Origin of the sequence: Pseudomonas sp. G1002 (assembly GCF_013385455.1) — a bacterium.
Lineage (GTDB): Bacteria > Pseudomonadota > Gammaproteobacteria > Pseudomonadales > Pseudomonadaceae > Aquipseudomonas.
In genome coordinates, this window is the sequence record NZ_JACAPY010000039.1 from 22,698 (window position 1) to 39,524 (window position 16,827).

The 16,827-nt window shown below is 58.9% G+C and carries 15 protein-coding genes; 13 read left to right on the forward strand and 2 right to left on the reverse strand.

Going from position 1 to position 16,827, the window contains the following annotated elements; genetic code table 11:
• Positions 1 to 25: 25 nt before the first annotated feature.
• Entirely contained in the window at positions 26 to 2,728 is a 2,703-nt protein-coding gene (locus HX801_RS25995; RefSeq protein WP_003219334.1) for a [protein-PII] uridylyltransferase, read from the reverse strand.
• Between the two features lie 61 nt (positions 2,729 to 2,789).
• Complete coding sequence (map, locus tag HX801_RS26000; RefSeq protein ID WP_003219332.1) at positions 2,790 to 3,572, reverse strand: type I methionyl aminopeptidase; 783 nt, start codon at positions 3,570 to 3,572, stop codon at positions 2,790 to 2,792.
• Between the two features lie 385 nt (positions 3,573 to 3,957).
• Here map and rpsB point away from each other — a divergent pair, with 385 nt between their 5' ends.
• The 13 genes from rpsB (at position 3,958) to lpxA (ending at position 16,826) form a co-directional block, all read left to right on the forward strand.
• Positions 3,958 to 4,695: a 30S ribosomal protein S2 gene (rpsB, locus tag HX801_RS26005; RefSeq protein WP_003219330.1), complete on the forward strand. Its 738-nt coding sequence runs from the start codon at positions 3,958 to 3,960 to the stop codon at positions 4,693 to 4,695.
• A 192-nt stretch (positions 4,696 to 4,887) separates the two neighbouring features.
• Entirely contained in the window at positions 4,888 to 5,751 is an 864-nt protein-coding gene (tsf, locus tag HX801_RS26010) for a translation elongation factor Ts (RefSeq protein WP_008432237.1), read from the forward strand.
• A gap of 211 nt (positions 5,752 to 5,962) precedes the next feature.
• Positions 5,963 to 6,706 (forward strand): UMP kinase, encoded by a 744-nt coding sequence (pyrH, locus tag HX801_RS26015; RefSeq protein ID WP_003219327.1) that lies wholly within the window; start codon positions 5,963 to 5,965, stop codon positions 6,704 to 6,706.
• The gene (frr, locus tag HX801_RS26020) at positions 6,703 to 7,260 is read left to right on the forward strand and encodes a ribosome recycling factor (RefSeq protein WP_003219325.1); all 558 of its coding nucleotides are present in this window, start codon (positions 6,703 to 6,705) and stop codon (positions 7,258 to 7,260) included. The genes pyrH and frr overlap by 4 nt, the downstream gene beginning before the upstream one ends.
• Before the next feature lie 17 nt (positions 7,261 to 7,277).
• Positions 7,278 to 8,033 (forward strand): polyprenyl diphosphate synthase, encoded by a 756-nt coding sequence (gene uppS, locus HX801_RS26025; RefSeq protein WP_003219323.1) that lies wholly within the window; start codon positions 7,278 to 7,280, stop codon positions 8,031 to 8,033.
• Entirely contained in the window at positions 8,033 to 8,839 is an 807-nt protein-coding gene (locus HX801_RS26030) for a phosphatidate cytidylyltransferase (RefSeq protein WP_177022984.1), read from the forward strand. Before uppS ends, HX801_RS26030 begins: the two co-directional genes overlap by 1 nt.
• Entirely contained in the window at positions 8,836 to 10,026 is a 1,191-nt protein-coding gene (ispC, locus tag HX801_RS26035; protein ID WP_087694925.1) for a 1-deoxy-D-xylulose-5-phosphate reductoisomerase, read from the forward strand. The genes HX801_RS26030 and ispC overlap by 4 nt, the downstream gene beginning before the upstream one ends.
• 53 nt (positions 10,027 to 10,079) lie before the next feature.
• Positions 10,080 to 11,432 carry a sigma E protease regulator RseP gene (gene rseP / locus HX801_RS26040; protein WP_177022985.1) on the forward strand — a complete coding sequence of 451 codons (1,353 nt, stop codon included), beginning with the start codon at positions 10,080 to 10,082 and terminating at the stop codon, positions 11,430 to 11,432.
• A 74-nt stretch (positions 11,433 to 11,506) separates the two neighbouring features.
• A complete protein-coding gene (gene bamA / locus HX801_RS26045) occupies positions 11,507 to 13,894 on the forward strand; it encodes an outer membrane protein assembly factor BamA (RefSeq protein WP_008432225.1) in 2,388 nt (795 codons plus the stop codon).
• Positions 13,895 to 13,939: 45 nt separating this feature from the next.
• On the forward strand, positions 13,940 to 14,443 hold the full coding sequence (locus HX801_RS26050) for an OmpH family outer membrane protein (RefSeq protein ID WP_003219314.1): 504 nt from the start codon (positions 13,940 to 13,942) through the stop codon (positions 14,441 to 14,443).
• A 3-nt stretch (positions 14,444 to 14,446) separates the two neighbouring features.
• Positions 14,447 to 15,502 (forward strand): UDP-3-O-(3-hydroxymyristoyl)glucosamine N-acyltransferase, encoded by a 1,056-nt coding sequence (gene lpxD, locus HX801_RS26055; protein WP_102368229.1) that lies wholly within the window; start codon positions 14,447 to 14,449, stop codon positions 15,500 to 15,502.
• A 110-nt stretch (positions 15,503 to 15,612) separates the two neighbouring features.
• Entirely contained in the window at positions 15,613 to 16,053 is a 441-nt protein-coding gene (fabZ, locus tag HX801_RS26060) for a 3-hydroxyacyl-ACP dehydratase FabZ (RefSeq protein WP_003219309.1), read from the forward strand.
• Complete coding sequence (lpxA, locus tag HX801_RS26065) at positions 16,050 to 16,826, forward strand: acyl-ACP--UDP-N-acetylglucosamine O-acyltransferase (protein ID WP_003219308.1); 777 nt, start codon at positions 16,050 to 16,052, stop codon at positions 16,824 to 16,826. Before fabZ ends, lpxA begins: the two co-directional genes overlap by 4 nt.
• Position 16,827 lies beyond the last annotated feature (1 nt).

Here is a 16,827-nt window from a genome sequence, read left to right on the forward strand (position 1 = left end):
TTGGAAGCTGAAAATGGGCGGTCGGTCAGATGCTCAAGCGTGACATCTCGACGCCGGTCTCCTGATTGACGCTCAACTGCTGGACGATGGCTTCCTGCAAGCGTCGGCACAGTTCAGGGTCGGAAAGCGGCTGGTTGTCGGCATCGGTGATGAAGAACACGTCTTCCACCCGCTCGCCCAGGGTCGCAATCTTGGCGTTCTGCAACGACAGGTCGAACTCCAGGAAGATCGTGCCGATCCGTGCCAGCAGGCCCGGGCGGTCCGGCGCGCTGAGTTCCAGCACCGTCACCGGGCGCTGGGCGTCGTTGTGGATGGTCACCTCGGGGGCAAAAGCAAAGTGCTTGAGCTGGCGCGGCACCCGACGCTGGATGATGGTCGGGTAGTCGTCAGGATTGCGCAGCGCGTCGGTCAGGCCTTTGCGGATCTTTTTCACCCGCTCCGGGTTGTCGCCGATGGACTCGCCTTCCGTGTCGAGCACGATGTAGGTGTCGAGGGTGAACTGGCTGCTGGAGGTGATGACCCGGGCGTCGTGAATGTTCAGGTTGAGCTGGTCCATCGCCGCCACGGTCACGGCGAAGAAGTCGTGCTGGTCGGGTGCGTAGATAAAGATCTGCGTGCCACCCTCGAACTCGCGCTGGGTGGTTTCCTTGATCAGCACCAGCGGGCCGCCATCGGCCGGCTGCTGCAGGATCGCGTCGCTGTGCCAGGCCACGTCGCCGGCGGTGTGGCGCAGGAAGTAGTCGTCTCCCAGTTGCGACCAGAGTTGCTCGACGTCGTCCGGGTCATTGCCGCCACGCACCAGAATATCCAGGGCCGCGCTTTGGGTGCGGCGGATCTGTTCTTCGCGGTCCACCGGGTTCTCCAGGCCGCGACGCAGCGCGCGCTTGGTCTCGGTGTAGAGCTGGCGCAACAGGCTGGCGCGCCAGGAGTTCCACAGCGTCGGGTTGGTGGCGTTGATGTCGGACACGGTGAGCACGTACAGGTAGTCGAGGCGGGTTTCATCGCCGACGGCCTGGGCAAAATCGTGGATCACCTGCGGGTCGGACAAGTCCTTGCGCTGGGCGGTGGTGGACATCACCAGGTGGTTCTGCACCAGCCACACGATCAGGCGGCTGTCCCACAGCGGCAACTGGTGACGCTGGCAGAACGCTTCGGCGTCCACTGCGCCAATTTCCGAGTGATCGCCGTGCCGGCCCTTGCCGATGTCGTGGTACAGGCCGGCGAGGTAGATCAATTCCGGCTTGGGCAGACGCGCCATGAGCTTGCTGGCCAGCGGGAATTTCTCTGATACCTGGGTGTACTGCAACTTACGCAGGTGCTTGATCAGGTTCAGGGTGTGGGCGTCCACCGTGTAGATGTGGAACAGGTCGTGCTGCATCTGCCCGACGATAAAACCGAACTCCGGCAGGTAGCGCCCCAGGATCCCGTAGCGGTTCATGCGACGCAGGTTGCGGTGGATGCCGATCTTGCACTTGAACAGCTCGATAAACAGGCTGGTATTGCGGATGTCGTGACGGAAGTCGTCGTCGATCAGGTGACGGTTTTCCCGCAGCAGGCGAATGGTGTCGGCGCGTACGCCCTTGATTTCCGGCTGCTGGGCCATCAACACGAAGATTTCCAGCATGGCGAACGGCGTGCGTTTGAATACGTTGTCGTTGCGTGCCTCGATGTAGCCATCGTGGAGCTGGAAGCGCGCGTTGATCGGCTGCGGCGGTGCTTCGTCTTCCGGGGCCAGGATCACTTCTTCGAAGTGCTGGATGATCAGGTCGCTGAGCTGGGCAATGCTCATTACCACGCGGTAGTACTGCTGCATGAAGCTTTCGATGCTGGTCTTCGCGTCTTCGCCTTCAAACCCCAGCAGGGTCGCGATGGAGCGCTGGTGGTCGAACAGCAGGCGGTCTTCGGAGCGCCCGGCCAGCATGTGCAGCGCGTAGCGCACTTTCCAGAGGAATTCCTGGGAGGAGGCCAGCAGGGCGTTTTCGCTCTCCACCAGGAAGCCTTCCCCGGCCAGGGCGCGCAGGTTCAGGGTGCCGTACTGGCGACGGGCGACCCACAAAATCGTCTGGATGTCCCGCAGCCCGCCCGGGGAGCCTTTGACGTTGGGTTCCAGGTTGTATTCGGTGTCGTTGTACTTGTGGTGCCGGGCTTTCTGCTCGGCACGCTTGGCCAGGAAGAAGTCCTTGCTTGGCCACATGTGCGCGGTGCTGGTGACTTCCAGCATGCGCTGGCGCAGGCGCTCGGGGCCGGCGATGGTGCGGCTTTCCATCAGGTTGGTGATCACCGTCAGGTCGGCGCGGGCTTCCTGGGCACACTCGTCCACCGAGCGTACGCTTTGGCCGACTTCCAGGCCGATGTCCCACAACAGCGTCAGAAAACGCTCGATGGAGTCGCGAAAGATCTCGTGATCGGCGCTGTCCAGCAAGATCAGCAGGTCGATGTCGGAGTAGGGGTGCAGTTCGCCACGGCCGTAGCCGCCGACCGCCACCAGGGCGATATCGGCGTCTTCACTCCAGCTGAACTGTTCCCAGGCCTTTTGCAGGATGTTGTCGACGAACCAGGCGCGGTCCTCGATCAGCCGGCGGATATCGCGGCCGGTACGAAAGCGCCCGTCGAGCACCTCGCGGGCCTGACGAATGGCCTTCTTGAAGGCGGCGATGGGGCTGGCCTTCAGTGCCAGTTCCGCCTGGAACTGGCCACGGTCGAAGAGTTCGGGATCCACCTGGGGCATCGATCGGTTTTCCTTTCTATCTATGGGTCACAGCGTCGCTATTAGAAAACCGGTGCAAACATTACGCCGAAACGCGGGGAATCGTGTCGTCGGCACGCAGGGTGAAGATCTCGTAGCCGGTGTCGGTCACCAGCAGGGTGTGTTCCCACTGCGCCGAGAGCTTGCGGTCCTTGGTGATGGCGGTCCAGCCGTCGCCCAGCACCTTGGTGTCGGCCTTGCCCTGGTTGATCATCGGCTCGATGGTGAAGGTCATGCCTGCCTTGAGCTCCATGCCGGTGCCGGCGCGGCCGTAGTGCAGGATCTGTGGCTCTTCGTGGAACACCTTGCCGATGCCGTGGCCGCAGAACTCGCGCACCACCGAGAAGCCGTTCTTTTCAGCGTGCTTCTGGATGATTTCACCGATGTCACCCAGGCGGCAGCCAGGCTTGACGATCTCGATGGCCTTGTACATGCATTCCTGGGTGACTTGCGACAGGCGCTCGGCCCAGACCGGCACGGTGCCGACGTGGAACATGCGGCTGGTGTCGCCGTGGTAGCCGTCCTTGATGACGGTGACGTCGATGTTCAGGGTGTCGCCGTCCTTCAGCGGCTTGTCGCCGGGAATCCCGTGGCACACCACGTGGTTGATCGAGGTGCAGATCGACTTGGGGAAACCCTTGTAGTTCAGCGGCGCAGGGATGGCCTTTTGCACGTCGACGATATAGTCGTGGCAAATGCGGTCCAGCGCTTCGGTGGTGACGCCGGGCTTGACGTGTTCGGCAATCATTTCCAGGACGTCGGCAGCCAGTTTGCCGGCAACACGCATGCCAGCGATATCTTCGGCGGTTTTGAGGGTTACGGTCATACAGGCTCTCTCTAGCGCGACGCGCTGAAATCAATACGGTTTACGGGTGTGCGACAAAAGGTTGCAGAATTCGCACAAGCCCAAAAAACGCGATTCTAGCAGACGCAAGGGTGAAACCATGAGCGTCTGGCGATCGCTTCTGTCTATAAGGATGGGGGCATTCTGGCTCTATTCAAAGGCTTAGGCAAAAGCGACTGACGGCAAATGTGATTGCGGGTTTCGTTTTTGCAAGCTCTGTGGTATAAAATGCGCCGCTTTCCGGGGATACCCCGCAAAGCTTAAATCCACACACGTGTCGACACGATGACCTGGGTGCCGGAGGCGAATGCCGCTGGTTGGTCATTGGGATACGTGGAGGCCAAACCCGACTTATTAAGGAACTATCATGTCCCAAGTCAACATGCGCGATATGCTGAAGGCCGGTGTGCACTTCGGTCACCAGACCCGTTACTGGAACCCGAAAATGGGTAAATACATTTTCGGCGCGCGTAACAAGATCCACATCATCAACCTTGAAAAAACCCTGCCAATGTTCAACGAAGCTCTGACTTTCGTAGAGCGCCTGGCCCAGGGCAAAAACAAGATTCTGTTCGTCGGCACCAAGCGTTCCGCTGGCAAGATCGTTGCTGAAGAAGCAGCACGTTGCGGTTCGCCGTACGTCGATCACCGCTGGTTGGGCGGCATGCTGACCAACTTCAAAACCATCCGTGCTTCCATCAAGCGTCTGCGTGACCTTGAAGTGCAAGCCGAAGACGGTACTTTCGCCAAGCTGACCAAGAAAGAGGCGCTGATGCGCACTCGCGACCTGGAAAAGCTCGATCGTTCCCTGGGTGGTATCAAGGACATGGGCGGTCTGCCTGACGCACTGTTCGTTATCGACGTTGATCACGAGCGCATCGCGATCACCGAAGCCAACAAGCTGGGCATCCCGGTTATCGGCGTAGTCGATACCAACAGCAGCCCGGAAGGCGTTGACTACATCATCCCAGGCAACGATGACGCAATCCGCGCTATCCAGCTGTACATGGGTTCGATGGCTGACGCTGTAATCCGTGGTCGCAACCACGTTGCTGGCGGTACCGAGCAGTTCGTTGAAGAAGCTCCGGTAGCTGCAGCTGAGTAACTGACGCCTTGGCGTTGACTCAGTAAGCAAAAAGGGGGCTTGGCCCCCTTTTTGCCACCTCGAAAACCATTTGTCGGCAGCGCAGCTACAACATTTGTAACGTGCAGCGGCCTACAAGGGTGGTTCGGGAAGAATTGATCGCCCGTTCAATCGGGTGGAATGGTTGAAAACCTATCCAAGAGGATTTTGAAAATGGCAGAGATTACTGCAGCGTTGGTTAAAGAACTGCGTGAGCGTACCGGCGAAGGCATGATGGATTGCAAAAAGGCCTTGACCAAGGCCGGCGGCGACATCGAAAAAGCCATTGATGACATGCGTGCTTCGGGCGCCATCAAGGCTGCCAAGAAAGCAGGCAACGTCGCTGCTGAAGGCGCCATCGCAATCAAGGAAGACGGCAAATCGGCCGTTATCCTGGAAGTTAACTCGCAGACCGACTTCCTGGCCCTGCAAGACGACTTCAAGAACTTCGTCGCTGCCAGCGTTGAAAAAGCATTCGCTGACAAGCTGACCGACGCGGCTCCGCTGATCGAAGCTCAAGAAGCTGATCGTCTGGTTCTGGTGGGTAAAGTAGGCGAGAACGTTAACATTCGTCGCCTGACCCGCGTTGAAGGTGACGTTGTGGGTGCTTACCTGCACGGCAACAAGATCGGTGTTGTGGTTGCCCTGAAAGGCGGCAACGTTGAACTGGCCAAAGACATCGCTATGCACGTAGCGGCCAGCAACCCTGAATTCCTGCTGCCATCGGAAGTTTCTGCTGAAGCCATCGAACGCGAGAAAGCCGTGTTCCTGCAGCTGAACGAAGAGAAAATCAAAGGCAAGCCTGAAAACATCGTTGAAAACATGGTCAAGGGCCGTATCAGCAAGTTCCTGGCTGAGGCTTCCCTGGTTGAGCAGGCGTTCGTCAAGAACCCTGAAATCAAGGTTGGCGAACTGGCCAAGAAAGCCGGTGCTGAAATCGTTTCCTTCACCTACTACAAAGTAGGCGACGGCATCGAGAAGCCGGTCGACAACTTCGCTGAAGAAGTTGCTGCCCAGCTGGCTGCCACCAAGAAGTAAGACAGTTTTTAACTGTCGCCCAAAAGAGGCTGCCCGCTTACGCGCGCAGCCTCTTTTCAAATGGGGTGATCGATTTTTATTGGTTTCCCTTTGGAACTGGCTTACAAAGCCGTGTTCCGATGGCGCTGTGACAGCGTCAAGCTAGAGTGAACGCAGGCCGTAAACGGCTTGCCAAGAATTTTCAAAAAATACGCCGCAGGAGAGATTCGCAATGGCTCAGCAGGGCAGTGGTCATCAGGCTCGCTATAAACGCATTCTACTCAAGCTTAGCGGCGAGGCCCTGATGGGCTCGGAAGAGTTTGGGATCGATCCCAAAGTACTCGATCGCATGGCGCTGGAAGTCGGCCAACTGGTCGGTATCGGTGTCCAGGTCGGTCTGGTGATCGGCGGCGGCAACCTGTTCCGTGGCGCGGCACTCAGCGCTGCCGGCATGGATCGGGTGACAGGCGACCACATGGGCATGCTGGCCACTGTGATGAACGCCCTGGCCATGCGTGATGCGCTGGAGCGCGCCAATATCACCGCGATCGTGATGTCGGCTATTTCCATGGTTGGCGTAACGGATCACTATGATCGTCGCAAGGCCATGCGTCACCTGGATGCCAAGGAAGTCGTGATTTTTGCGGCCGGTACCGGCAACCCATTCTTTACCACCGATTCGGCAGCTTGCCTGCGTGGTATCGAGATCAACGCGGACGTGGTACTCAAGGCCACCAAGGTTGACGGTGTCTACACCGCAGACCCATTCAAAGACCCGCATGCCGAGAAGTTCGATCATCTGACTTATGATGAAGTACTGGATCGCAAGCTGGGCGTGATGGACCTGACGGCAATTTGCTTGTGCCGCGACCACAAGATGCCGCTGCGCGTATTTAACATGAACAAGCCCGGCGCCCTGCTGAACATCGTACACGGCGGCGCGGAAGGGACTCTGATCGAGGAAATCGAACAATGATCAACGAAATCAAAAAAGACGCTCAAGAGCGCATGCAAAAATCCCTGGAATCCCTGAACCATGCGTTTGGCCAGATTCGTACCGGCAAGGCCCACCCAAGCATCCTGGGCAGCGTGATGGTGCCTTACTACGGCGCTGATACCTCGATCACCCAAGTGGCCAACATCACTGTAAAAGATTCGCGCACCCTGCAAGTCGTTGCTTTCGAGCGCAACATGCTCGGCGCCGTCGACAAGGCCATCCAGAGCGCCGGTTTGAACCTCAATCCGACCAACCTGGGCGAATTGCTGCTGATCTCCATGCCTGCCCTGACCGAAGAAACCCGCAAGGGCTTCACCAAGCAGGCGCGCAGTGCAGCGGAAGACGCGCGTGTTGCCGTGCGCAACATCCGTCGTGATGCCTTGGGTGACCTGAAGAAGCTGGTCAAGGACAAGGAAATCAGCGAAGACGAAGAGCGCCGTGCCGTTGCTGATATCGACAAGCTGACTAAAGATGCCGAGGCCCAGATCACCAAGGCCACGGAAGATAAAGAAAAGGACCTGATGGCCGTATAAGGGGTCAGGACGCCTTCATGGAAAAGACCAAGCAGACTGTGCCCTCCGTGGTGCCGCGCCATGTCGCGATCATCATGGACGGGAATAATCGCTGGGCGAAGAAGCGCTTTATGCCGGGCGTTGCCGGGCATAAAGCGGGTGTCGACGCTGTACGAGCCGTGATCGAGGTGTGCGCCGAGGCCAAGGTCGAAGTATTGACCCTGTTCGCGTTCTCCAGTGAAAACTGGCAGCGCCCGGCCGAGGAGGTCAGTGCCTTGATGGACCTGTTCTTCAAGGCCCTGCGCCGCGAGGCCAAGCGCCTGAACGAGAACAACATCAGCCTGCGTATCATCGGTGACCGTTCGCGGTTTCATCCGGAGCTGCAGGCGGCCATGCGCGAAGCCGAGGCGATCACTGCCGGCAGCAACCGTTTTGTGCTGCAGATCGCAGCCAACTACGGCGGCCAGTGGGATATTGCCCAGGCCGCGCAGCGTCTGGCGCGGGAAGTGCAGGCCGGCCATCTGCGCCCGGAAGACATTACCCCCGAACTCTTGCAAACCTGCCTGGTGACCGGCGACCTGCCGTTGCCGGACCTGTGCATTCGTACCGGTGGCGACCATCGCATCAGCAACTTCCTGTTGTGGCAGTTGGCCTATACCGAACTGTACTTCTCCGACCTGTTCTGGCCGGACTTCAAACACGATGCCATGCGCAATGCGCTGGCCGATTTCGCTTCCCGTCAGCGTCGCTTCGGTAAAACGAGCGAGCAGATCGAAGCTGGAGCCCGGGTTTAATGCTTAAACAACGAATCATCACGGCGCTGATCCTGCTGCCTATTGCCCTGTGCGGGTTTTTCCTGCTTGAAGGTGCGAACTTCGCGCTGTTCATCGGCCTGGTTGTGACCCTGGGTGCCTGGGAATGGGCGCGCCTGGCGGGTTTCGCCGCGCAGTTGCCTCGTGTGATGTATGCCGCTGTCGTGGCGTTGTTGATGTTCCTGATGTACATCCTGCCGGACGTGGCGCCCTGGGTGCTGGGTGCGGCGGTGTTGTGGTGGGCGTTGGCGACCTATCTGGTGCTGACCTATCCGGGCACCAGCAGTCATTGGTCCAGTGTCGCCTGCAAGCTGGTGATTGGCCTTTTGATTCTGTTGCCTGCCTGGCAAGGCCTGGTCTACATCAAGCACATGCAACTGGGTAACTGGCTGATCATGGCGGTGATGGTCCTGGTGTGGGGTGCCGATATCGGCGCCTATTTCTCCGGGCGTGCCTTCGGCAAGCGCAAGCTGGCGCCGGCGGTCAGTCCGGGCAAAAGCTGGGAAGGCGTATATGGCGGCCTGGCGTTGACCCTGGTGATTACCGTGGTGGTCGGTGTGGTGCGTGGCTGGACCGTCAAGGAAATGCTACTGGGCCTGGTGGGCGCAGCCGTGGTGGTGTTCATCTCGGTGGTCGGTGACCTGACCGAAAGCATGTTCAAGCGCCAGGCCGGGATCAAGGACAGCAGTAACCTGCTGCCGGGTCACGGTGGCGTGCTGGACCGTATCGACAGCCTGACTGCCGCGATCCCGATCTTTGCCGTACTGCTGTGGATGGCTGCCTCGTGAGCCGCCTGCAGCAGGTAACCGTGCTGGGCGCTACCGGCTCGGTGGGGCTAAGCACCCTGGATGTGATTGCCCGTCATCCCGAGCGTTATCAAGTATTCGCCTTGACCGGTTTCAGTCGCCTGAGTGAACTGCTGGCACTGTGTGTGCGGCACGCGCCGCAATACGCAGTAGTGCCCGAAGCGGCAGTTGCACGTGGTTTGCAGGATGACTTGCGCGCTGCGGGCCTGGCGACTCAGGTATTGGTGGGGGAGGAGGGGTTGTGCCAGGTTTCGGCAGACCCTGAGGTCGACACCGTGGTTGCGGCGATTGTCGGCGCTGCCGGCTTGCGCCCGACCCTGGCGGCCGTTGATGCGGGCAAGAAGATTCTGCTGGCCAACAAAGAAGCCCTGGTGATGTCCGGGGCACTCTTCATGCAGGCGGTGCGCAAGAGCGGCGCCGTGCTGTTGCCGCTCGACAGCGAGCACAACGCGATTTTCCAATGCATGCCTGGTGATTTCGCCCGCGGGTTGAGCCAGGTCGGCGTGCGCCGGATTCTGCTGACAGCCTCCGGTGGCCCGTTCCGGCAGACGCCGCTGGCCGATCTGGAACATGTTTCTCCCGATCAGGCGTGCGCTCACCCGAACTGGTCCATGGGGCGCAAGATCTCGGTGGATTCAGCGAGCATGATGAACAAGGGCCTGGAGCTGATTGAGGCCTGCTGGTTGTTCGATGCCCGGCCGGACCAGGTCGAGGTGGTGATCCACCCGCAAAGTGTGATTCATTCCCTGGTGGACTATGTGGATGGCTCGGTATTGGCCCAACTGGGCAATCCGGACATGCGTACGCCGATCGCCAATGCCCTGGCATGGCCTGAGCGGATTGACTCGGGTGTTGCGCCGCTGGATCTGTTTGCCATTGCCCGTCTGGACTTCGAAGCGCCCGACGAGCAACGCTTCCCTTGCCTGCGTCTTGCGCGGCAAGCTGCGGAGGCGGGTAACAGTGCCCCGGCGATGCTGAATGCGGCCAATGAAGTGGCTGTGGCGGCGTTTCTGGACCGGCGCATCCGCTTTCCGCAGATCGCGGGTATCATCGAGGACGTCTTGAGCCTTGAGCCCGTCGTCCCGGTGAATGATCTGGGCGCGGTGTTCGAAGCGGATGCAAAGGCCCGGGCCTTGACCGAGCAGTGGTTGAGCCGCAATACGCGTTAGCCTCTGGGTGTGTTCAAGCCTTCAGGCACTGGATTGAAATGCGGAGAAATTAGATGAGTGCGCTCTACATGATTGTCGGCACCCTGGTTGCTCTGGGTGTGCTGGTTACCTTCCACGAGTTCGGCCATTTCTGGGTCGCGCGTCGTTGCGGCGTCAAGGTACTGCGCTTTTCCGTAGGCTTCGGCATGCCGTTGCTGCGCTGGCACGACCGTCGTGGCACCGAGTTCGTAATTGCGGCCATTCCATTGGGCGGCTACGTCAAGATGCTCGACGAGCGCGAAGGCGAAGTGCCGGCTGATCAGTTGGATCAATCCTTCAACCGCAAGACCGTTCGTCAGCGCATCGCCATCGTCGCGGCAGGCCCGATCGCGAATTTCCTGTTGGCGATGGTGTTCTTCTGGGTCCTGGCCATGTTGGGTAGCCAGCAGGTGCGTCCGGTGATCGGTGCCGTCGAGGCCGACAGCATGGCGGCGAAGGCCGGCCTGACTGCCGGGCAAGAAATTGTTGCAGTTGATGGCGAGCCAACCACCGGCTGGGGTGCCGTCAATTTGCAGTTGGTGCGTCGCTTGGGTGAAAGCGGCATCGTGAAACTGGTGGTGCGCGATCAGGATTCCACCACCGAAAGCTCGCGCGAGCTGGCCCTGGATCACTGGCTGAAAGGCTCCGATGAGCCTGACCCGATCAAATCCCTGGGCATTCGCCCATGGCGTCCGGCCTTGCCGCCGGTGCTGGCGGAGCTGGATCCGAAGGGGCCGGCCCAGGCCGCGGGTCTGAAAACCGGTGATCGCCTGCTGGCCCTCGATGGCCAGGCGCTGAGTGACTGGCAGCAGGTGGTCGACCTGGTGCGTGTACGCCCTGATACCAAAATTGTGCTGAAAGTTGAGCGCGATGGTGCTCAAATCGACGTCCCTGTGACCCTGGCGGTTCGTGGGGAAGCCAAGGCAGCCGGGGGTTACCTGGGGGCCGGCGTCAAAGGTGTCGATTGGCCACCTTCGATGGTTCGAGAGGTCAGCTTCGGGCCGTTGGCAGCGATTGGCGAGGGTGCGAGACGCACCTGGACCATGAGTGTGCTGACCCTCGATTCCCTCAAGAAAATGTTGTTCGGCGAGCTCTCGGTAAAAAACTTGAGTGGACCGATAACCATTGCTAAAGTGGCGGGCGCTTCTGCCCAGTCGGGCGTTGTAGATTTCCTGAATTTCCTGGCTTATCTGAGTATTAGCCTTGGGGTTCTGAATTTGTTGCCCATTCCAGTATTGGATGGGGGGCATCTGTTGTTTTATCTGGTCGAGTGGGCGCGTGGTCGCCCCTTGTCGGATCGGGTGCAGGGTTGGGGGATACAGATCGGTATCAGTTTGGTGGTCGGGGTGATGTTATTAGCCCTGGTCAACGATCTGGGACGACTGTAACGCTTCGCTGAATTGCGAATCTGCCGCATTTTGCGGCAGTTTGTTTATTGCCAGTTGGAATAAGAAAGGACTTCATGAAACGTCTGCTGCTAACTGCGGTTCTCACCGTATTGATGATCGCCGAAGTTCACGCCGAGTCCTTCACCATCTCCGATATTCGCGTCAACGGCCTCCAGCGGGTTTCCGCGGGTAGCGTCTTTGGTGCCTTGCCGTTGAACGTCGGGGAACAGGCTGATGACCGTCGCCTGGTGGAATCCACTCGTGCGCTGTTCAAAACCGGGTTCTTTCAAGATATCCAACTGGGTCGCGAAGGTAACGTCCTCGTCATCACTGTCGTCGAGCGACCTTCTGTCGCCAGTATCGAGATCGAAGGCAACAAGGCGATCTCCACTGAAGACTTGATGAAAGGCCTCAAGCAATCCGGCCTTGCCGAAGGCGAGATCTTCCAGCGTGCCACCCTCGAAGGCGTGCGTAACGAACTGCAACGCCAGTACGTTGCCCAGGGTCGTTACTCGGCTACCGTCGAGACCGAAGTGGTGCCGCAACCGCGTAACCGCGTCGGCCTGAAGGTCAACATCAACGAAGGCACCGTGGCGGCCATCCAGCACATCAACGTGGTGGGTAACACCAAGTTTGCTGATGACGACCTGATCGACCTGTTCGAACTCAAGACCACCAACTGGCTGTCGTTCTTCAAGAACGATGACAAGTATGCCCGTGAAAAACTCTCCGGTGACCTGGAGCGCCTGCGTTCCTACTACCTGGACCGCGGCTATATCAACATGGATATCGCTTCGACCCAGGTGTCCATCACCCCGGACAAGAAGCACGTCTATATCACTGTCAACGTCAACGAAGGCGAGAAGTACAAGGTTCGTGACGTCAAGCTCAGCGGCGACTTGAAAGTGCCTGAAGACCAGGTCAAGTCCCTGTTGCTGGTGCAGAAGGACCAGGTGTTCTCGCGCAAGCTGATGACCACCACCTCCGAGCTGATCACCCGTCGCCTGGGTAACGAAGGCTATACCTTCGCCAACGTCAACGGCGTACCGACCCCGCACGACGAAGACCACACCGTGGACATCACCTTCGTTGTAGACCCGGGCAAGCGTGCCTACGTGAACCGCATCAACTTCCGTGGCAACACCAAGTCTGCCGACGAAGTGCTGCGCCGCGAAATGCGTCAGATGGAAGGTGGCTGGGCGTCGACTTACCTGATCGACCAGTCCAAGGTTCGCCTCGAGCGCCTGGGCTTCTTTAAGGAAGTCAACGTTGAAACCCCGGCTGTACCGGGTGTGGATGACCAGGTTGACGTGAACTACGCCGTAGAAGAGCAAGCCTCCGGTTCGATTACCGCCAGTGTCGGTTTCGCCCAGAGTGCCGGCCTGATCCTCGGTGGTTCGATCACCCAGAACAACTTCCTCGGTACCGGTAACAAGGTTTCCATCGGCCTGACCCGAAGCGAATACCAGAGCCGCTATAACTTCGGTTATGTCGACCCCTACTGGACTGCTGACGGCGTGAGCCTGGGCTACAACGCCTTCTATCGCACAACCGACTACAAAGACCTCGACGTTGACGTTGCAAGCTATGCAATCGACAGCTTCGGTGTTGGTGCCAACATTGGTTACCCGATCAGTGAGACCTCGCGTCTGACCTTCGGCCTGACCGCGCAGCAGGACAAGATCAAGACCGGTGTGTACACCGTGGATGAGATCTTCAACTTCGTGCGTAAAGAAGGCGACCAGTTCCTGAACTTCAAGGCTTCGGCCGGTTGGTCGGAATCGACCCTGAACAAAGGTGTACTGGCGACCCGTGGCCATTCCCAGAGCCTGACTCTGGAAGCCACCACGCCGGGCAGCGACCTGTCGTTCTTCAAACTCGACTACCGTGGCCAGTTGTTCCAGCCATTGAGCGAAAACTACACCATGCGCCTGCACACCGAATTGGGTTATGGCGATGGTTATGGTTCGACCAGCGGCTTGCCGTTCTATGAGAACTACTATGCGGGTGGTTTCAACTCGGTACGTGGTTTCAAAGACAGCACCTTGGGTCCTCGTGGTACCCCAAGCCGTGGCGTGGGTGTGACCGGTAACCAGGGGACTGTGGCTGACTCGGACAACGACCCGCTGCCATTCGGTGGTAACGTGCTGATCCAGGGTGGTGCTGAGATTCTGTTCCCGCTGCCATTCGTTAAAGATCAACGTTCCCTGCGTACTTCGGTCTTCTGGGATGTGGGTAACGTGTTCGACTCCAAGTGCGAACAGGTCACCAACCCGAATGGCTCGAAGTCCAACACGCAGTGCAACGACGTGAGCTTCAGCAACCTGGCAAGCTCTGTCGGTGTCGGTGTGACCTGGGTTACCGCGCTTGGCCCATTGAGCTTTGCTCTGGCCATGCCGGTCAAGAAACCGGATAACGCTGAAACCCAGATTTTCCAATTCTCCCTCGGCCAGACGTTCTAAGCGTCTGACCCAAGATAACGACAACGGATTCTGTAGGAGTGCATCGTGCGTAAGTTGACTCAATTGGTTCTCCTGGCGACTGTCCTGGTAGCGACCCCGGCCTTTGCCGAAATGAAAATTGCCGTTCTGAACTATCAGATGGCGCTGCTGGAATCCGATGCGGCCAAGAAATATGCCGTAGATGCCGAGAAGAAATTCGGTCCTCAACTGACCAAGCTCAAGACGCTGGAAAGCAGCGCCAAGGGCATCCAGGATCGTCTGGTAGCCGGTGGCGACAAGATGCAGCAAGGCGAGCGCGAGCGTCTGGAGCTTGAATTCAAGCAAAAGGCCCGTGACTACCAGTTCCAGTCCAAGGAGCTGAACGAAGCCAAGGCTGTTGCCGACCGCGAAATGCTCAAGCAGCTGAAGCCGAAACTCGACAGCGCTGTGGAAGAAGTCATCAAGAAAGGTGCCTTTGACCTGGTATTCGAACGCGGTGCGGTCATCGACGTTAAACCTCAGTACGACATCACCCGTCAGGTGATCGAGCGCATGAATCAGCTGAAGTAAGCCATGACTGCGACTATCAAGCTCGGCCAATTGGCCGAGTTCCTGGGAGCCACCTTGCGTGGCTCCGCGGAGAAGGAAATCACTGGGCTAGCCACCTTGCAGGAGGCTGGCCCAGCTCAGTTGAGCTTCCTGGCAAACCCCCAATACCGTAAATACCTGGGCGAAAGCCGCGCCGCAGCCGTGCTGCTGAAGGCCGCTGACGCCGAAGGTTTTGCCGGGGACGCGCTGGTTGTTGCCGATCCGTACCTGGCGTATGCCCGGGTGTCGCACCTGTTCGATCCGAAACCCAAGGCCCCCGCCGGTATCCATCCGACGGCGGTGATCGCCGATGACGCTCAGGTTGACCCTGCCGCGAGCATCGGTGCTTTTGTGGTGATTGAAAGCGGTGCACGCATCGGGGCGGGTGTAACGCTGGGTGCCCAGTGTTTTATCGGCGCGCGCAGCGAGATTGGTGCCGGTGGCTGGCTGGCTCCGCGTGTGACCCTGTACCACGACGTGCGTATCGGTGAGCGTGTGGTGATTCAGTCCGGTGCCGTGATCGGCGGCGAGGGCTTCGGCTTCGCCAACTCGAAGGGTGTCTGGCACAAGATTGCCCAAGTGGGCGGCGTGTTGATTGGCGATGACGTTGAAATTGGCGTCAACACTGCCGTTGACCGCGGGGCCCTGGCCGATACCGTCATTGGTAACGGCGTGAAACTGGATAACCAGATTCAGATCGCCCACAACGTGCAGATTGGCGATCACACCGCCATGGCCGCCTGCGTGGGGATCTCCGGCAGCACCAGGATCGGCAAGCATTGCATGCTCGCCGGGGGTGTTGGCCTGGTGGGCCATATCGAAGTGTGCGACAACGTATTCATCACCGGCATGACCATGGTGACCCATTCGATTACCGAGCCTGGGTCCTATTCATCCGGAACGGCCATGCAGCCTGCGGCCGAATGGCGCAAGAGCGCGGCGCGTCTGAGGCAGCTCGACGATATCGCTCGGCGCCTGAAACATCTGGAAAAGCGTGTTGGGGACGTGACCCCTGGCGGTAATGCTTCATCAGATGGCTGATACCATTTCCATATCAAGTGTGCACAGCCGCTAGACTGCCTCCTTGATTTGCTAGAGGGGCGTGCCTTAGTCCGCACGCTCCCAATCTTTATTACAGGCTTCCCCCCGAAATGATGGACATCAACGAGATTCGCGAATACCTGCCTCACCGTTACCCGTTCCTGCTGGTGGACCGGGTCACGGACCTCAATGTTGAGGAAAAGCGCATTCGTGCCTACAAGAATGTCAGCATCAACGAACCGTTCTTCAACGGTCACTTCCCTGCGCATCCCATCATGCCAGGCGTATTGATCATCGAAGCGATGGCCCAGGCTGCCGGTATCCTTGGTTTCAAAATGCTCGACCTGAAGCCTGCCGATGGCACGCTCTACTATTTCGTGGGCTCTGACAAACTGCGCTTCCGCAACCCGGTAACTCCGGGTGACCAGTTGATCCTTGAAGCCAAGTTCATCAGCTGCAAGCGCCAGATCTGGAAGTTCGAATGCCAGGCCTCGGTCGACGGCAAGCCGGTGTGCTCGGCTGAAATCATCTGTGCGGAACGCAAACTATGAGTTTGATTGACCCTCGCGCAATCATCGATCCGACGGCCGTACTGGCCGCCGACGTTGAGGTCGGCCCTTGGTCGATCGTCGGCGCAGGTGTGGAAATCGGCGAGGGGACAGTCATCGGGCCGCATGTGATCCTCAAAGGCCCGACGAGGATTGGCAAACACAATCGTATCTATCAGTTCTCATCGATAGGCGAAGACACCCCGGACATGAAGTACAAGGGTGAAGAAACACGTCTGGTAATCGGTGATCACAACATCATCCGTGAAGGCGTGACCATTCACCGCGGTACCGTCCAGGACCGTGCCGAGACTACCCTGGGTGACCACAACCTGGTGATGGCTTATGCGCATATCGGTCATGACAGCGTAATCGGCAACCATTGCATCCTGGTCAACAACACTGCGTTGGCCGGCCATGTGCACGTTGACGATTGGGCGATCCTGTCCGGCTTTACCCTGGTGCATCAGTACTGCCATATCGGCGCCCACAGCTTTTCCGGCATGGGTACCGCCATCGGCAAGGACGTTCCGGCGTTCGTCACCGTATTCGGCAACCCGGCCGAGGCCCGCAGCATGAACTTCGAAGGCATGCGCCGTCGGGGCTTCAGCGAAGACGCGATCCACGCCCTGCGCCGCGCCTACAAGGTGGTTTACCGCCAGGGGCTGACGGTCGACCAGGCCTTGATCGAACTGACGGAGCCAGCCGCATTGTTTCCGGAAGTCGCGATATTTCGTGACTCTATCCAGTCGTCGACTCGCGGCATCACCCGCTGAT

Excerpts from the sequence above, each read along its gene's own strand:
- HX801_RS25995 (WP_003219334.1), bottom strand. The coding sequence starts at position 2,728 with ATGCCCCAGGTGGATCCCGAACTCTTCGACCGTGGCCAGTTCCAGGCG.
- map (WP_003219332.1), bottom strand. The coding sequence starts at position 3,572 with ATGACCGTAACCCTCAAAACCGCCGAAGATATCGCTGGCATGCGTGTT.
- rpsB (WP_003219330.1), top strand. The coding sequence starts at position 3,958 with ATGTCCCAAGTCAACATGCGCGATATGCTGAAGGCCGGTGTGCACTTC.
- tsf (WP_008432237.1), top strand. The coding sequence starts at position 4,888 with ATGGCAGAGATTACTGCAGCGTTGGTTAAAGAACTGCGTGAGCGTACC.
- pyrH (WP_003219327.1), top strand. The coding sequence starts at position 5,963 with ATGGCTCAGCAGGGCAGTGGTCATCAGGCTCGCTATAAACGCATTCTA.
- frr (WP_003219325.1), top strand. The coding sequence starts at position 6,703 with ATGATCAACGAAATCAAAAAAGACGCTCAAGAGCGCATGCAAAAATCC.
- uppS (WP_003219323.1), top strand. The coding sequence starts at position 7,278 with ATGGAAAAGACCAAGCAGACTGTGCCCTCCGTGGTGCCGCGCCATGTC.
- HX801_RS26030 (WP_177022984.1), top strand. The coding sequence starts at position 8,033 with ATGCTTAAACAACGAATCATCACGGCGCTGATCCTGCTGCCTATTGCC.
- rseP (WP_177022985.1), top strand. The coding sequence starts at position 10,080 with ATGAGTGCGCTCTACATGATTGTCGGCACCCTGGTTGCTCTGGGTGTG.
- bamA (WP_008432225.1), top strand. The coding sequence starts at position 11,507 with ATGAAACGTCTGCTGCTAACTGCGGTTCTCACCGTATTGATGATCGCC.
- lpxD (WP_102368229.1), top strand. The coding sequence starts at position 14,447 with ATGACTGCGACTATCAAGCTCGGCCAATTGGCCGAGTTCCTGGGAGCC.
- fabZ (WP_003219309.1), top strand. The coding sequence starts at position 15,613 with ATGATGGACATCAACGAGATTCGCGAATACCTGCCTCACCGTTACCCG.
- lpxA (WP_003219308.1), top strand. The coding sequence starts at position 16,050 with ATGAGTTTGATTGACCCTCGCGCAATCATCGATCCGACGGCCGTACTG.